This is a genomic window from Streptomyces antarcticus (genome assembly GCF_026627255.1).
Taxonomy (GTDB): domain Bacteria; phylum Actinomycetota; class Actinomycetes; order Streptomycetales; family Streptomycetaceae; genus Streptomyces; species Streptomyces antarcticus.
This window is the reverse complement of record NZ_JAPNLM010000002.1, coordinates 243,466-259,040: the sequence shown is the minus strand read 5'-3', so window position 1 is coordinate 259,040 and position 15,575 is coordinate 243,466. Positions and strand designations below refer to the sequence as shown.

The 15,575-nt window shown below is 72.0% G+C and carries 10 protein-coding genes; 3 read left to right on the top strand and 7 right to left on the bottom strand.

The annotated features are described in order from the left end of the window. Positions 1 to 7 precede the first annotated feature (7 nt). Positions 8 to 910: a LysR family transcriptional regulator gene (locus OTB16_RS04930; protein ID WP_267718616.1), complete on the top strand. Its 903-nt coding sequence runs from the start codon at positions 8 to 10 to the stop codon at positions 908 to 910. 228 nt (positions 911 to 1,138) lie between these two features. On the opposite strand, the gene pepN (OTB16_RS04925) is transcribed toward OTB16_RS04930, so the two are convergent. Beyond that, positions 1,139 to 3,736 (bottom strand): aminopeptidase N, encoded by a 2,598-nt coding sequence (gene pepN, locus OTB16_RS04925; protein WP_267718615.1) that lies wholly within the window; start codon positions 3,734 to 3,736, stop codon positions 1,139 to 1,141. A 138-nt stretch (positions 3,737 to 3,874) separates the two neighbouring features. Here pepN (OTB16_RS04925) and OTB16_RS04920 point away from each other — a divergent pair, with 138 nt between their 5' ends. Further along, entirely contained in the window at positions 3,875 to 4,405 is a 531-nt protein-coding gene (locus tag OTB16_RS04920) for a DUF1203 domain-containing protein (protein ID WP_267718614.1), read from the top strand. 61 nt (positions 4,406 to 4,466) lie between these two features. Here the strand turns inward: OTB16_RS04920 and OTB16_RS04915 are convergent, their stop codons facing one another. From OTB16_RS04915 to pepN (OTB16_RS04895), 5 genes are all read right to left on the bottom strand, one after another. Next, a complete protein-coding gene (locus OTB16_RS04915; protein ID WP_267718613.1) occupies positions 4,467 to 5,495 on the bottom strand; it encodes an aspartate-semialdehyde dehydrogenase in 1,029 nt (342 codons plus the stop codon). A gap of 383 nt (positions 5,496 to 5,878) precedes the next feature. After that, entirely contained in the window at positions 5,879 to 9,196 is a 3,318-nt protein-coding gene (locus OTB16_RS04910; protein WP_267718612.1) for a S8 family serine peptidase, read from the bottom strand. 326 nt (positions 9,197 to 9,522) lie between these two features. Beyond that, a complete protein-coding gene (locus OTB16_RS04905) occupies positions 9,523 to 10,044 on the bottom strand; it encodes a CGNR zinc finger domain-containing protein (protein ID WP_267718611.1) in 522 nt (173 codons plus the stop codon). A gap of 112 nt (positions 10,045 to 10,156) precedes the next feature. Then, positions 10,157 to 11,119: a hypothetical protein gene (locus OTB16_RS04900; RefSeq protein WP_267718610.1), complete on the bottom strand. Its 963-nt coding sequence runs from the start codon at positions 11,117 to 11,119 to the stop codon at positions 10,157 to 10,159. 187 nt (positions 11,120 to 11,306) lie between these two features. Then, positions 11,307 to 13,865, bottom strand: a complete 2,559-nt coding sequence (gene pepN / locus OTB16_RS04895) for an aminopeptidase N (protein ID WP_267718609.1) — start codon at positions 13,863 to 13,865, stop codon at positions 11,307 to 11,309. Positions 13,866 to 13,993: 128 nt separating this feature from the next. Between pepN (OTB16_RS04895) and OTB16_RS04890 the strand changes: the two genes are divergently transcribed. Further along, the gene (locus OTB16_RS04890; protein ID WP_267718608.1) at positions 13,994 to 14,641 is read left to right on the top strand and encodes a mycothiol-dependent nitroreductase Rv2466c family protein; all 648 of its coding nucleotides are present in this window, start codon (positions 13,994 to 13,996) and stop codon (positions 14,639 to 14,641) included. A gap of 161 nt (positions 14,642 to 14,802) precedes the next feature. Here OTB16_RS04890 and OTB16_RS04885 read toward each other — a convergent pair whose 3' ends face one another. After that, positions 14,803 to 15,462: a superoxide dismutase gene (locus OTB16_RS04885; RefSeq protein WP_267718607.1), complete on the bottom strand. Its 660-nt coding sequence runs from the start codon at positions 15,460 to 15,462 to the stop codon at positions 14,803 to 14,805. Positions 15,463 to 15,575: the final 113 nt, after the last annotated feature.

Genomic DNA, 15,575 nt, shown 5'->3' with positions numbered 1-15,575 from the left:
CGGCCCCATGACCGAGTGGGACATCAAGAAGCTGCGGATCCTGCGGACCCTGGCCGAACAGGGGACCGTGACCGCGACGGCCGAGGCGCTGCACATGACGCCCTCGGCCGTTTCGCAGCAGCTGACGAACCTCGCCCGGCAGCTGGGGGTGCCCCTGCTGGAGGCCCAGGGCCGACGGGTCCGGCTCACGGACGCGGCGCACCTCGTACTGCGGCATACGGAAGCGGTGTTCGCGCAGCTGGAGCGGGCCGACGCGGAGCTGGCGGGGTACCTCGCCGGAGACGCGGGGGAGGTACGGATCGGCGCCTTCTCCACCGCCGTGCCGGCCCTGGTGGTCCCGGCCGTGGCGGCGCTGCGGCGCACCCGCCCGGGGGTCGAGGTCCGGGTACGGGAGGCGGAGGCCGCCGAGTCGTACGCGCTGCTGTCCGCCGGAGCGGTGGACCTGGCGCTGTCGCTGGCGGCCCACGCGCCGACCGCGCGCGACGGCCGCTTCACGCGGCTGACGCTCCTGGAGGACCCGCTCGACGTGGCGCTCCCGCCCGACCACCCGCTGGCGGACGCGGCCGACCTGCGGCTGGCGGACCTGTCCGGCGATCCGTGGATCTACGGGGGCAGCGGGCCCTGGTCGGAGATCACCCGCAACGCGTGCGAGGCGGCCGGCTTCGTCCCGGAGCAGGCGCACTCCGCGTCCGGCTGGACGGCGATCCTGGCGATGGTCGGCGCCGGCATGGGGGTGGCCCTGGTCCCCCGGATGGTGTCGGGCCGCGCGTCGGGGCCCGTGGTGCGGGTGCTCTCGCGCGAGCGGCCGGCCCGGCACGTGATCGCCGCCGTCCGGCGGGGCTCCGAGTCGGCCCCGGCCGTGGCCCACGTCCTCGACGCGCTGCGGCGGGCCGCCGCCGACCAGCCGTAACGGGGCCGGAGGCCGGGCGTGGTGCCGCTCGCGGAGCCTCCCGGGCGCTGCCCGGACCCGCGCCGCACACGCCGGCGAGGCCGAATCTCAGCCCGTCGGCGTCCGGAGTGCGGGGGCGGGGATTGAGCCGGCGCAGGGGTGCCGCCGCGGTCGTGCCGCAGTCCTGCCGCGGACGAGGGGCCGAGGCGCCGGCGGGCAGAGGGAGTCCCGGCCCGCCGGCGTCAGGCGTTACACCGCGGCGGCAGCGGCGGCGGCGTCGGCCGCCTGGGCCCTCAGGGCCCGCTCGACACCCGCGCGGGACTCCGACACCAGGCGGCGCAGGGCCGCGTTCGGCTCGGTGGCGGCCAGCCAGGCGTCGGTCGCGTCCAGGGTCTCCGGCGTGACCTGGAGGGACGGGTACAGCCCCACCGCGATCTGCTGGGCGATCTCGTGGCTGCGGGTGTCCCAGACGTCCTTGACCGCCGCGAAGAACTTCTCCGTGTACGGGGCCAGCAGCTCGCGCTGGTCGGTCTGGACGAAGCCGCCGATCACCGCCTCCTGCACCGCGTTCGGCAGGTCGCCGGACTCCACCACCGCGGCCCACGCCGCGGCCTTGGCCTCCGCCGTCGGGCGCGCGGCCCGGGCGGTCGCCGCGTGGCGCTCGCCGGCCGCCGTCGCGTCCCGCTCCAGCTCCGCCGCGATGGCGGGCTCGTCCACGACACCGGTGGCGACCAGGCGCTCCAGGAAGGCCCACCGCAGCTCGGTGTCGACGGCCAGGCCCTCGATCTCCGCCGCGCCGTCCAGCAGGGCCGACAGGTACGTCAGCTGCCCCTCGGTGCGGGCCGTGGCCGCGAAGGCCCTGGCCCACGCCAGCTGGTGGTCGCTGCCCGGCTCGGCCGCCCGCAGGTGCTCGAGGGTGGCCTCGGTCCAGGTCGCCAGGCCCTCCGCGCGCCACGCCGGGTCGGCGTACAGGTCGACGGCCAGCTTGACCTGCCGGTGCAGGGACTGCACGACGCCGATGTCCGACTCCTTGCCGATGCCCGAGAGCACCAGCGCGAGGTAGTCGCGGGTGGCCAGCTCGCCGTCGCGCGTCATGTCCCACGCCGAGGCCCAGCACAGCGCGCGCGGCAGCGACTCGGTGAAGTCGCCGAGGTGCGCGGTGACGTTGGCGAGGGAGATCTCGTCCAGGCGGACCTTGGCGTACGACAGGTCGTCGTCGTTGAGCAGCACCGCCGTCGGGCGGGCACGGCCCACCAGCTCCGGTACCGCCGTCAGCGGACCGTCGATGTCCAGCTCGATCCGGTCGGTGCGCACGAGGCGGCCGTCCTGGAGCTCGTACAGGCCGACCGCGATCCGGTGCGGACGCAGGACCGGCTCGCCCTTCGCGCCCGCGGGCAGCGCCGGGGCCTCCTGGCGGACGGCGAACGCGGTGATGACGCCCTGCTCGTCCGTCTCCACCTCGGGGCGCAGGACGTTGATGCCGGCGGTCTCCAGCCACGCCTTCGACCAGGCGGTCAGGTCGCGGCCCGAGGTCTCCTCCAGGAAGCCCAGCAGGTCGGACAGGCGCGTGTTGCCGAACGCGTGCGCCTTGAAGTAGCCCTGCACGCCCTTGAAGAAGGCGTCCATGCCGACGTAGGCGACGAGCTGCTTGAGCACCGAGGCGCCCTTGGCGTACGTGATGCCGTCGAAGTTGACCAGGACGTCGTCCAGGTCGCGGATGTCGGCCATGATCGGGTGCGTGGACGGCAGCTGGTCCTGCCGGTACGCCCAGGTCTTCATCGAGTTGGCGAACGTGGTCCACGCGTGCGGCCACTTCGAGCCCTCGGCGTAGGCCTGGCAGGCGATCGAGGTGTACGTGGCGAACGACTCGTTCAGCCAGAGGTCGTTCCACCACTCCATGGTGACGAGGTCGCCGAACCACATGTGGGCGAGCTCGTGGAGGATCGTCTCCGCGCGCACCTCGTACGCCGCGTCCGTCACCTTCGAGCGGAAGACGTACTGGTCGCGGATGGTGACCGCGCCCGCGTTCTCCATGGCGCCCGCGTTGAACTCCGGGACGAAGAGCTGGTCGTACTTGGCGAACGGGTAGTCGTAGGCGAACTTCTCCTGGAACCAGTCGAAGCCCTGCCGGGTCACGTCGAAGATCGCGTCCGCGTCGAGGAACTCGGCGAGCGAGGGCCGGCAGTAGATGCCGAGCGGTACGGACTGGCCGTCCTTGCCCTCGTAGGAACTGTGCACCGCGTGGTACGGGCCCACGATCAGCGCGGTGATGTACGAGGAGATGCGCGGGGTCGGCTCGAAGGCCCACACCCGGTCCTTCGGCTCGGCCCCCTGAGAGGTGTCCCGTGGGGAGTTCGAGATGACCGTCCAGCCCTCCGGGGCCGTCACGGTGAACCGGAACGTCGCCTTCAGGTCGGGCTGCTCGAAGCTGGCGAAGACCCGCCGCGCGTCCGGCACCTCGAACTGGGTGTACAGGTAGGCCTGCTCGTCGACTGGGTCGACGAAGCGGTGCAGGCCCTCACCGGTGTTGGTGTACGCGCAGTCCGCGACGACGCGGAGCTCGTTGGCCCCGGCCGCCAGGTGCGGCAGGGCGATCCGCGAGTCCCGGAAGACGGCGGCGACGTCGAGCGCGTGGCCGTTGAGGACGACCTCGTGGACGGCCGGGGCGACCAGGTCGATGAAGGTCTCGGCCCCGGCCTCGGCCGACTGGAAGCGCACGGTGGTCACGGACGGATAGGTCCCGCCCTCCTGCGCTCCACTGAGATCGAGTTCGATCTCGTACGAGTCGACGGTGAGCAGCTTTGCCCGCTGCTGAGCCTCTTCACGGGTGAGATTCGTGCCTGGCACGCGTTCATCTCCTTCGATGGTGACGTTCCGGCCCATCCTTCCACGCAGACCCGGCCGGAGCCCCCGAGTAATCCACGGGCGAACGCGAGGTCCGATTTCCGCCAGCTTGGGACGTCCCCGCCCGGCAGGATCGGCCCCATGGCCACGACGACCACCGCCTCCGCGCTCCCCATCGACCCCTCCGCCCTGGCCGGACTGCGCCGGAGCGACGACGCCGGCCGCCCCTGCCTGCCGTACGAGGATCCCGGGGGCGGCGCCCCGCTCCGCTGCTGCCTGCGCCGCAGCCGCGCCGGCGAACGCGTCGCCCTGGTCTCCTACGCACCGCTGCGCCGCTGGGCGGCGCTGTCCGGCGCGGACCCGGGAGCGTACGACGAGCAGGGGCCCGTCTTCGTGCACGCCGACGCGTGCGCGGGCCCGCGGGAGGGCGGCGGCCTGCCGTTCGGGACGCCGGGGGCGCTGCGGGTCGCCCGGCGCTACGACGCGGGCGGGCGCATCCTCGGCGGCCGGATGCTGTCCCTCGGCGAGGACCCCGACGGGGTCGTGGGGCGGGCGCTGGCCGAGGCGTTCGCCGACCCGGAGGTCGCCCTCGTACACGTCCGGGCGGTGGAGTACGGCTGCTTCCTCTACGAGGTCCGCCGCGAGGTCCGCCCCGCGCCCCGCCGGCCGTGACACGGGGGAGGGGCGGGCGCCGTCCGGCGCCCGCCCCTCGTGTTCCGCTCCCGCGCGGGGATCAGCCGCGCAGCTCCTCGGCCACCAGCTCGGCGATCTGCACCGCGTTCAGCGCGGCGCCCTTGCGGAGGTTGTCGTTCGAGAGGAACAGGGCGAGTCCGTTCTCCGCCGTCTCGTCCAGCCGGATGCGGCCCACGTACGAGGCGTCCTTGCCGGCCGCCTGGAGCGGGGTCGGGATCTCCGAGAGCTCGACGCCCGGGGCGTCCTTCAGCAGCTCGTAGGCGCGCTCGACGCCGAGGGGGCGCTCGAAGCGGACGTTGACCTGGAGGGAGTGGCCGGAGAAGACCGGCACGCGCACGCAGGTGCCGGACACCTTGAGCTCCGGGAGCTCCAGGATCTTGCGGGACTCGTTGCGGAGCTTCTGCTCCTCGTCGGTCTCGAAGGAGCCGTCGTCCACGATCGAGCCCGCGAGCGGGAGCACGTTGAAGGCGATGGGCCGCTTGTAGACGCCCGGCTCGGGGAAGACCACGGCCTCGCCGTCGTGCACCAGCGCGGTGGCCTCGCCCGCGACGGCCTTGACCTGGCCGTCGAGCTCGGCGACGCCGGCCACGCCCGACCCGGACACGGCCTGGTAGGTGGTGGCGATCAGCGCGGTCAGGCCGGCCTCGTCGTGCAGCGGGCGCAGCACCGGCATCGCGGCCATGGTGGTGCAGTTCGGGTTCGCGATGATGCCCTTGGGGCGGTTCCTGATCGCGTGCGGGTTGACCTCGGAGACGACGAGGGGGACCTCGGGGTCCTTGCGCCAGGCCGAGGAGTTGTCGATCACGACGGCGCCCTGCGAGGCGACCTTCTCGGCGAGGGCCTTGGAGGTCGCGCCGCCGGCGGAGAACAGCACGATGTCCAGGCCGGAGTAGTCGGCCGTGGAGGCGTCCTCGATGGTGATCTCCCGGCCCTCCCACTCGAGGACGGAGCCCGCGGAGCGGGCCGACGCGAACAGCCGCAGCTCGTCCACCGGGAACTTCCGCTCGGCGAGGATGCCGCGCATGACTCCGCCGACCTGTCCGGTGGCTCCGACGATTCCGACCCTCACGGTGACTCCTCTTGGTACGTACGACGCGGGCGCGCGTGGAGCCATCATGCGTTCGACCCCACGAGCCTTGTCCAATCCATTGTCCGAGGAACGGACGGTGTCCGGAATGTGAACTCGTGTGACGTCTCCCCGGCGACCCTGTTGCACGCCCGCTGATCGTCCGTTTTGCCTGGTCGGAGCTGGTTGGCGTCCGATCCGTCGTGACCGGTATCCGGACACGGCCGACCGCGGAACGAAACGTCCGACCCGTCCGACTCGCGACCTTCCAGCGGATCGCCGATGCCGACGGCGGCACGGCCCGAGGGGGTCCGGGGGCCCGGGCAACACGAAGGGGCGGCGCTCGTCGGAGCGCCGCCCCCTCGGCCTGTCAGGTGCCTACCGGGTTACGGGAGGACCTTCTCGATCTGCACGCTGCCGGTGCCGGCGGCGGTGCCCCCGGCGTTGAGCAGCTGGACCTGGCCGAAGAACTGACGGCCCTCGGGGGCCGCGCTGCTGACCAGGACGTTCGCCGAGACCTGCGCGGTGGCGCCGGAGGCGAGGTTCACCGCGGCGGCCTCGTCGACCTGGACGGAGCCCAGAGCGGCCGAGAAGAACACGTCGCGGTAGTCGTACGTGGTGGAGCCCGACGGGATCGCGTAGCCCAGTACCTCGATGGTGTAGGTGCCCGCGGCCGGGTTGACCAGGCTCACGGCCTCCTCGGAGTCGCCGTCGGCGGAGCTGCCGACCTTGACGCCGTCCTTGTACACGTCGAGGTCGAGGTCGGCGCCCGTGTCGGACGTCTTGCCGATCGCGATGTCGAGGCGGGACACGCCCGCGCCGATCGTGACCTCGGTGGTGTGCGTCTCACCGGCGGCGATGGTCGGCTTGGCGACCTTCGCGGAACCGAGCGGGCCGCCCTTGAGCTTGCCGCCGGCGATGGCCGCGGCCTCGTTCTTGACGGTCCACTGGACCGGCGCCGGGGTGCCCAGCTTGACCTCGGGCAGGACCTTCACCGCGGGGTCGAAGGCCGCGCCGAGCACGGAGACGTCCAGCTTGTACGGGTTGTCCAGCAGCGGCGACGTACGGCGCGACTCGACCTCGATCTCCCAGACGCCCGGCTGCGGGTCGGCGTAGGAACGCAGGTCGGGGCGGCAGGCATTCGCCGGGTTGTCGTAGTTCGGGTAGCACTGGGTGGTCGCGCTGTCCTCGACGCCCAGACCGTACGGGTGGATCGAGATGAAGCGCGTCTGGCTGCCCGGCTGCAGACCGCCGAGGGCGACCTCGAGGGTCTTGGCGCCCGGCGGCACGGTGACGAAGTACGACTTGTGGCTGTTGCGCTGCACGGACGAGGTGTCCGACAGCTTGAAGGTCGGCGTCGCCAGCGGGGTCGAGGCGACGACCGTCGTCAGGATCTGCTTGTCGATGCCCTCGGTCGTCGCGTCGTCCAGCTGCAGGATACCGCTGTGCACGCCGGCCGACGTGGCCTTGGCCTCGACCTTGATGGTGACGGGCTTGTTCAGCGGCAGCGTGACGTAGTCGTAGCCGCCGATGACCTTGAAGGTCCCGTCGTTGTTGCGCCAGCTCAGGTCGTGCCGGGTGCCGTACTTGACGCCCGTGGTGCGGGTGACGACGACGTTGTAGACCTTCTTCTGGCCGACCTTCAGGCCGCCCTCGCGGTCGTAGACGCCGGTGCCGAAGCCCGGGGTCTTCAGGAACTGGTCGATCGCGGTGTCGACCGGCGCCTTGACGGTGAACTCGTTGGCCTTGGCGTCGCGCTGGATGGACTCCCACGCGCCGACGACGTCGATCAGACCCGCGCCCTGGGCGTGTGCCGGAACGTCGGCGATCTTCTTCGCCGTGCTGGTGAGCGCGACGCGCAGGCCCGCCGGCTTCAGCGCGACGTTCGCCTGCTTGGCGGCCGAGATCAGCAGCGCGCTCGCGCCCGCCGCCTGCGGCGACGACATCGAGGTGCCCTGGAGCATCGCGTAGCCGGGCGGCAGCGCGTAGCCCGCCTCCTTCACCGGCGAGCCCGGGATCCAGGTCTGCGCGGTGTTGATGGAGGCGCCGGGGGCGGAGATGGTCGGCGTGAAGCCGCCGTCCTCACGCGGGCCGCGCGAGGAGAAGTTGAACATGTTGTACTTCTTGGCCACGCCCGAGCCGTAGTTGGCGGCCCACGTCTCCTTGGAGACCGCCGCGCCCACGGAGAGGACCTTGTCCGCCAGGGCGGGGTCACCGATCGTGTTGACGCCGGGGCCCTCGTTGCCCGCCGAGATGACGAGCTGGACGCCGTACTTGTCGATCAGGTTGGAGTAGAGCTCCGAGCGGGCGTTGTTGCCGTCGTTGAGCGCCGGCAGGCCACCGATGGACATGTTGACGATGTCCACGCCGCGGTTGACGACGAGGTCGATCATGCCCTCGGTCAGCGCGATGTTGGTGCAGCCGCCCGACCAGGTGCAGGCGCGCGAGGAGACGAGCTTGGCGCCGGGGGCGGCGCCGTTCATCTTGCCGCCGAAGAGGCTGTTGGCGGCGGTGATGCCGGCGACGTGCGTGCCGTGCGTGCCCTCGATGATGCCGATGTTGACGAAGTCGGCCTTCTTGCCGACCCAGTCCCCGCCCAGCGGGTCCATCGGGACGTCCTTGCGGATCTCGATCACGAACGGGATGCGCTCGACGACGGGGGTCGCCGGGTTGTCCGTCCCGAAGTAGCCGACCTGGTAGCCGTCCTTGTACGGCTTCATCGGCTCGTTGTTCGTGAAGTCGAGGTCCTGGTCGGTGTCCACGCGCACGGTGCCGGTCGCCGGGTCGTACAGCATGCCGAACCGGTCGGTGGTGTCGCCGTCGCGGTTGACGTCACCGGCCATGTCGCCGTTCGCGGTGATCGACTCGGTGAAGCGGCTCCACTGGAACGCGCCCTCGGGCGCCTTCCAGGTCGAACCGCCCGCGGCGAACGAGGCGCCGGCGACCGGGGTGATCTGCGCCCGCCAGGTGCCGTCGTTGTCCGTGATCGGGTCGGTCGCCGTGACCCAGTCGACGATCTTGCGCTCGCCGGTCGTGGTCGTCTGCAGCGCGGGGTGGCCGAGGTCGACACCCGAGTCCATGATGCCGATGGTCACGCCGCGGCCGTCGGCCTGGGGGTTCTTCGTGACGAAGTCCACCGCCCCGGTCTCGAAGGACGGGTTGTACGGGTTCTTCGCCGGGGTGTTGGCGTCCGGCGCGGGGTAGGTCTCGGCCGCGGTCTTCTTGGCCGCGGCGCCCTCGCGGTCCGCGTCCGGGCGCGGGTCCGGCAGCTGGATCTCGTGGCGCAGGTCGATGCCGTGCACCGAGTTCAGCTTGACGGCCGCCTTGAGGGCGGCGTCCGCCTTCCCGGTGGGCAGCGTGGCGCGCACGTAGCCGAGGTCGTCGTACGTACGGCCGACCGAGGCACCCTCGACGGCGCCGAGCTGCTGGGCGACCTGCTTCGTCTCGCCGGGGGCGGTCGCGACCATGACGGTGACGGTCTTGTCACCCTTGGACTTGGCCTCCTGCAGCAGCTCGGCATCGGCGGAGCCGAGCTTCTGGTCCGCGGACTTCACCGGCGGTGTGGCGCGCGGCCCGTCGACGGTTCCCGCCGCGAAGGCGGGCATCGCTCCGGTCGCGCAGAGCGCGGCCACGAGGCCCGCGGCGGCGGCTATTCGGGCCGCTCGTCTGGGCCCGGATATGGAGCTGGGGGATTCGAGGGTCATCAGCATCCCTGGTATGTGAAAGATACGGTCCGGATTTCGGTGCCGGATGACCGGTCAGCCTTGCGCAAGTGACCGCTCTTTGGGGAGGGATGTCATTGACCGAGACCTGACATGGCGGACCCTCGCCACCGCGCGGTATGCGCCAGCGAGCCCGTACCGGGGCGTACCAGGGTGAAACGACGGCGATGTGGAGTGGATTTGTAGACTTCACGACCGCACCTCGGTGCCGGGGCGCGGTCGCCTCCCGGCTCGGGTGTGACACATTCCGTCCGCCCAGCGCACGCGCGTGCGCGCGTAAGGGGCGTGACGAGGGGTCGGCGCCGGGACTACGCCCGGTCCCCGCAGGCGGCCGTCCCGCACCGGAGCCGGGTGCCGTCGGGGGAGTCGTCGCGGAAGCGCAGCGCGCAGTCCCCGGACGCGCAGGTGCGGATGCGGCCGGGCGCGGAGCCCAGCAGTTCCAGGTAGTCGCGCACCGCCGTCCAGGCGGGTCCCCAGGCCGGATCGGCGAACTCGGCCCGCTCGCCCCGTCCTTCGGCGGTGAGGGTGACGCGGATGCGGCCGTGCTCCAGGACCGCGTCGAGCAGGGCGCGCGCGCTCGCGTCGGCCGGGTCGGCCATCGCGCGGGCCAGGGCCTCGCGGGCGGTCAGCAGGTGGACCAGGGCCGGGGCGTCGGCGCGGAAGCGGCCGGCCAGGCCGGCGCTCTCCAGCCAGACCGCGACTCCCTCGACGCGGGTCAGTCCGGCGGCGCCCGCGAAGAGGTCCAGCGGTTCGCCGTCCGCTGTCCAGCGGGTGTTCAGCAGGTCGAGGGCCACCGGTTCCCCGGTCAGGGGTCGTGGGTCCGCCGCCATGTCCTGCCCCTTCGTACCGTCTCGCCAGCCCCTCAAGGGTACGCGGCCGCTCGGCGCGGGCGGTCGCCGCGGGGCGATCCGGGCGCGCCCCGGCCCGTCGGCCTCCGGCGCCTCACCGGGGGAGGACCACCAGGTAGGCGGCGGGCTCGTCGTCGGCGGCCGCGGTCAGGGCGGTGCGGACGACCGCGGCCTGCTGCTCGGGCCAGTCGCGGAGCTTGCGCGGGGTGACGTGCAGGACGGTGATCCCGAGGCGCTCCAGGGTCTCCCGCTTGCGGACGCACTCGGACCACTGCTCGTCCTCCCCCTGGCGCGGGGCCCGGGTGTCGATCTCCAGGGCCACGCCCTGCTCCGGCCAGAAGGCGTCCACCCCGCCGAGGTGGGGGCCGCCGGGCAGCCGTAGGTCCACGTTCCAGACCGGCTCGGGGAGTTCGAAGCCCCGTACGATCCGGTACAGCCGGTCCTCGGCGATGGCGCGCCCCTCGGCGAGGAGCGACTCGACGGCGTCGACCACGTGCGGCCGGTTCAGCAGCCGGGCCACCGTCAGCTCCCTTACGACGGCGGCCGGTTCGCAGTGCCCGCCGCGGACGGCCTCGCTGAGCAGGCGGCGTACGGTGCCCGCGTCCGCGAGCTGGGCGACGGCGTCGGCCACGGCCCGCGCGACCGGCGCCACCGGAAGCCCGGTCACCTCCTGCGACCGGGGCGGGACGTGCGCCCGCACGATCCGCACGTCACCCGTGGAGCGGAGCCGGCGGGTGCCGGGGACGAGCACGTCGATGTGGGAGATCCCCGGCAGCGCGGGAGCGGAGGAGAACCGGTACAGCGCGAGCGCCGCCAGCCCGGTGATCATGGCCTCGCCGTTGCCGCGCCGCTCGGCGTACAGCAGCGCCGCGTGCAGCCGCTCCTCGCTCGTGGCCGGCCCCGGGTGGAGCAGGAAGATGCCCGGCAGGACCTGCCGCCAGGGCCGCTCGGCGGCGTCGGAGGCGGAGACGCCGTGCTCGCGCAGCTGGGCGAGGGTCAGCACGCGGGGGCGGCTGCCGGTGAGGTGGGCGAGGGGGAGGGGCGTGTCGTGGTTCATGACGCTGAGGTTCCCTCAGGCCATGGCCTCGCTAACCCCTGTTACACATCCGTCGACAAACCGGGACAAGGCGGGGCTAAAGTACGGGCGTTCGACTGCCGATGGGGTGCCCGCTCCCCGCGGGGAACGGGCAGGTCCAGGGGGCCGGGGGCCCGGGTCCGGCCCCGGGCCCCCGGACCGTCACGGGTCAGGCGGAGGCGTTCTCGTCACAGCGCTGGGCGCGCAGGGCGCGGGCCAGGTCGTCGCGGGACTCCAGGACCAGCCGCCGCAGGGCCGGCGGGGCCGACGGGTGGGCGTCCAGCCAGGCGTCCGTGGCGCCGACCGTCTCCGCGGAGTCCTGGAGCGACGGGTAGAGCCCCTTCACCACGTCCATCCCGATCTGGATCGACCGCTCGGCCCACACCCGTTCGAGGACGTCGAAGTACCGCCCGGTGTAGGCGGCCAGCAGCCCGCGCTGCGAGGACTGCTGCATGCCCGCGATCGTCGCCTCCACCAGCGCGTTCGACAGGCCGTCCGACTCGACCACCGCCGCCCACGCCTGGTCCTTGACCGCCGCCGACGGCCGCGCCGCCAGGCACCGCACCTGGTGCCGCTTGCCCGACGCGGTGTCGTCCCGGGCCAGTTCGGCCGCCAGCACACCCTCGTCCACCGCCCCGTGCGCGGCCAGCGGCAGCAGGAAGTCCCACCGCAGCTCCTGGTCCACCGTCAGGCCGTCGATCCGCGCCGATCCGTCCAGCAGCCCCAGGAGCAGCTGGAAGTCGCCCTCGGTCGCGGCGCCCGCCGCGAAGAACCGGGCCCAGGTGAGCTGGTGCTCCGACCCCGGCTCGGCCAGCCGCAGCTCGTGCAGCGCGCCGGCCGCCACCTCCCGGCCGCCCTGCTCGCGCCACTGCGGCGCCGCGTAGTGGGTGACCGCGGTGAGCGCCTGCGCGTGCACCATCTGCAGGACGCCCACCTCCGTCTCCCGGCCCGCGTGCGCCAGGACCAGCGCGACGAAGTCGCGCGCCGGCATCAGGCCGTCGCGCGTCAGGTTCCACAGGGCGGACCAGCACAGCGCCCGCGCGAGCGGGTCCGTGAGGTCGCCCAGGTGCGCGCGCAGCGTGGCGAGCGAGCCCTCGTCGAAGCGGATCTTGCAGTAGGTGAGGTCCTCGTCGTTGACCAGGACCAGGTCGGGCCGCTCGCTCCCGGCCAGCTCCGCCACCGCGGTCCGCGTGCCCACCACGTCGACCCCGGCCCGCGCGTACCGCACCAGGGTGCCGTCCGGCTCCAGCCGGTACAGGCCGACCGCGACCCGGTGCGGCCGCAGCTCCCCGCCCTCCTGGAGCACCGCCAGATCGGTCACGCGCCCGCCCGCGTCGTACGTCACCACCGGGGTCAGCGCGTTCACGCCCGCGGTCTGGAGCCAGGCCCGCGACCACTCGGCCATGTCCCGCCCGGACACGTCCGCCAGCACCGACAGCAGGTCGTCCAGGGTGGTGTTCCCGTAGGCGTGGGCCTTGAAGTAGCGGCGCGCGCCCTCCAGGAAGGCGTCCCGCCCGACGTAGGCGACCAGCTGCTTGAGCACCGCGGCGCCCTTGGCGTACGTGATCCCGTCGAAGTTCAGCTTCGCGTCCTCCAGGTCACGGATGTCGGCCGTGATCGGGTGCGTGGACGGCAGCTGGTCGGCCCGGTAGGCCCACGCCTTACGGCTGTTGGCGAAGGTCACCCACGCCTGGTCGAAGCGGGTGGCCTCGACCAGCCCGAAGGAGCCCATGAAGTCCGCGAAGGACTCCTTCAGCCACAGGTCGTCCCACCACTTCATGGTGACCAGGTCGCCGAACCACATGTGCGCCATCTCGTGGAGGATGACGTTCGCGCGGCGCTCGTAGGAGGCCTGCGTGACCTTGCCGCGGAAGATGTACTCCTCCCGGAAGGTCACCATCCCCGGGTTCTCCATCGCGCCCAGGTTGTACTCGGGCACGAAGGCCTGGTCGTACTTCCCGAAGGGGTACGGGTAGTCGAAGATCTCGTGGAAGAGGTCGAAGCCCTGCTTCGTCACGAGGAAGACGTCGTCCGCGTCGAAGTGCTTCGCCAGCGCCTTGCGGCACATCGCACCCAGCGGGATCGTCAGGTCCCCGCGGGTGTAGGAGTCCGTGACGTAGTGGTACGGGCCCGCCACCACGCACGTGATGTACGTGGAGATCGGCGCGGTCTCGGCGAACCGCCGGACCTCGCCGTCCCGGGACTCCTCGGCGCCGTTGCTCCACACCTGCCAGCCCGCGGGCGCGGCCACCTCGAAGCGGTACGGCGCCTTCAGGTCGGGCTGTTCGAAGTTCGCGTACACCCGGCGGGCGTCCGCCGGCTCGTACTGGGTGTAGAGGTAGACCTCGCCGTCCTCCGGGTCCACGAACCGGTGCATGCCCTCCCCGGTCCGGCTGTATGCGCAGTTCGCGTCCACCACCAGGACGTTCTCGGCGTCCAGGCCGGCCAGCGCGATCCGAGACCCGTCGAAGACGGCCGACGGGTCGAGGGCGCGCCCGTTGAGGGTCACGGAGTTCACCGAGGGTGCGATGAGGTCCGCGAAGGTGGCGGTGCCCGGGGTCGCGGCCCGGAAGCGGATCGTCGTCACCGAGCGGAAGGTCCGGGGACCCTCGGCCGGTTCGGCCTCCTCGACGGCGGACCGGAGGTCGAGGACCACCTCGTAGCCGTCGACGGACAGCAGCTCGGCCCGCCCACGGGCCTCGTCGCGGGACAGATTCTCTCCGGGCACGTGCACTCCTTCGTGCGTGATCGCGTTCTTCCGTCGAATCCTCGCACGGGGGAATGCGCGGGACTCCGGCCTGGTTGGCGACGGAGGACGTGGTCCCAGTGATGCCTTTGTCTGACTCGAGGAGAGACATGACCGACACCCAGGTGCGCGAGAAGACCCCGGTCGACTTCTGGTTCGATCCGCTCTGCCCTTGGGCGTGGATGACGTCGCGCTGGATGGTGGAGGTCGAGAAGGTTCGCGACGTCGAGGTCCGCTGGCACGTGATGAGCCTGGCCGTCCTCAACGAGAACAAGCTCGACGAGCTCCCCGAGACCTACCGCGAGCTGCTCGGCCCCAAGGGCTGGGCCCCGGTGCGCGTGGTCGTGGCGGCCCAGCAGAAGCACGGCGCCGAGGTCACCGGCAAGCTCTACACCGCGCTCGGCACCAAGATCCACAATGAGGGCCATGGCCCGACCCGCGAGGTCATCGCCGCGGCGCTGGACGAGGTCGGCCTCCCGGCCGAGCTGCTCGCGTACGCCGACTCCGACGAGTACGACGAGCTGCTGCGGGCCTCCCACAACAACGGCATCGACCGGGTGGGCCAGGAGGTCGGCACCCCGGTGATCTCCGTTCCCGGCGCCGAGGGCGACGAGGTGGCCTTCTTCGGCCCGGTCGTCACCCCGACCCCGCGCGGCGAGGCCGCCGCCCGCCTGTGGGACGGCACGCTGCTCGTCGCCTCCACGCCGGGCTTCTACGAGATCAAGCGCACCCGTACCCAGGCCCCCTCCTTCGAGTAGCCCGCATCCTTCCGGGAGCCCGCACGGCCGAACGGCGGCGGCTCCCGCCGAGAACGCAGAAGGACCCCGCGAGTCATGTCCTCGCGGGGGCCTTCTGGTGGACACGCCCGCAAGTGAAGGTGGAGAAGACGATCACGAGGCGGACGGGCGGGTGGCGCTGATCAGGCCTTGTCGGCCGGGATCAGCAGCGGGGTGTTCGCCTTGGCGTCGGCGTAGCGCTTGGCGACGTCCTGCCAGTTGACGACGTTCCACATGGCCTCGATGAAGTCCACCTTCTGGTTCTTGTACTGGAGGTAGAAGGCGTGCTCCCAGGCGTCGAACACCAGGACCGGCACGGAGGCCTGGCCCACGTTGCCCTGGTGGTCGTAGATCTGCTCGACGATCAGACGGCCGCTGATGGGCTCGTAGGCGAGCACGCCCCAGCCGGAGCCCTGCGTCGCGGAGGACGCGAAGGTCAGCTGCTTGCGGAAGGCCGCGAAGGAACCGAAGGACTCGGTGATGGCGGCCGGCAGGTCGCCGAGGCCGTCCTTCTCGTCCGGGACGCCGCCGCCGTCACCGGTCTTGGGGCTGGCCATGTTGTGCCAGTAGATGCTGTGCAGGATGTGGCCGGAGAGGTGGAACGCGAGGTTCTTCTCCAAGCCGTTCAGCGCGCCCCAGTTCTCCTTGTCGCGCGCCTCCTCCAGCTGTTCCAGCGTGGTGTTGGCGCCCGCGACGTAGGCCGCGTGGTGCTTGTCGTGGTGCAGTTCGATGATCTGCGGGTTGATCACCGGCTCCAGCGCCGCGTAGTCGTAAGGAAGCTCAGGAAGCGTGTAAATGGCCATGCGTGTGTCCGGTCCCCTCAGCGTGCCAACTGCTTATTGCAATCAATGCGCAACTGCACGCTAGCAGTATCTATTCCAGGGCACATGTAAGGGTGACCTCTCTTGTCAAGTCC